The sequence below is a fragment of the Tissierella sp. genome, from assembly GCF_052089545.1.
Lineage (GTDB): Bacteria > Bacillota > Clostridia > Tissierellales > Tissierellaceae > Tissierella_A.
In genome coordinates, this window is the sequence record NZ_JBQDAA010000149.1 from 1 (window position 1) to 760 (window position 760).

General features: G+C 30.5%; 1 protein-coding gene. It reads left to right on the forward strand.

What is annotated here, in order from left to right; all coding sequences use genetic code 11:
- Nucleotides 1–50: 50 nt before the first annotated feature.
- On the forward strand, nt 51–760 hold a 710-nt coding region (gene gcvT, locus ACTHW2_RS09925), incomplete at its 3' end, for a glycine cleavage system aminomethyltransferase GcvT (RefSeq protein WP_442263763.1).

Here is a 760-nt window from a genome sequence, read left to right on the forward strand (position 1 = left end):
TATTATTGATGTTGTTACAAAAAGTTTTAATATTTGGAAGGAGTGTTTTGATGGAAGGTAAGAGGACTAAGTTATATGAAGAGCATAAAAACTTAGGAGCTAAGATTGTAAATTATGCAGGTTGGGAAATGCCTGTACAGTATGAAGGTTTAGCTTCAGAACACAATGCAGTTAGAAATCAGGCAGGCTTATTTGACGTGTCACACATGGGAAATATTAGTGTTAAAGGTAAAGATGCACTTCCATTTCTAGATCACCTTATGACAAATGACATAAGTAAAATGAAAGACAAGCAAGTAGTATATACATTCATGTGTTATCCTGATGGGGGAGTAGTAGAAGACTTATTAGTGTATAAAACTAATAATGAAAAGTTTAATTTAGTAGTAAATGCATCAAATCTAGATAAAGATTGGGACTGGATTAATAAACATAAAGAAAATTGGCAAGTGGAATTAGAAAATTGTTCTCCTCAAACATCTATAATTGCAATACAAGGTCCAAAAGCTCAAGAAATATTACAAAATCTTACAGATACAAATCTAGATGATATAAAGTTTTTTTATTTTAAAAATGATGTAAAAATAGACAGTATAGATACTATGATGGTTTCGAGGACAGGATATACTGGGGAAGATGGATTTGAAATATATTTAAAGAATGAAGATGTAGTTAAAGTGTGGAATAAATTACTTGAAACAGGAAAAGAATATGGATTAAAACCAGCTGGACTTGGATCTAGAGATACTTTAAGATTTGA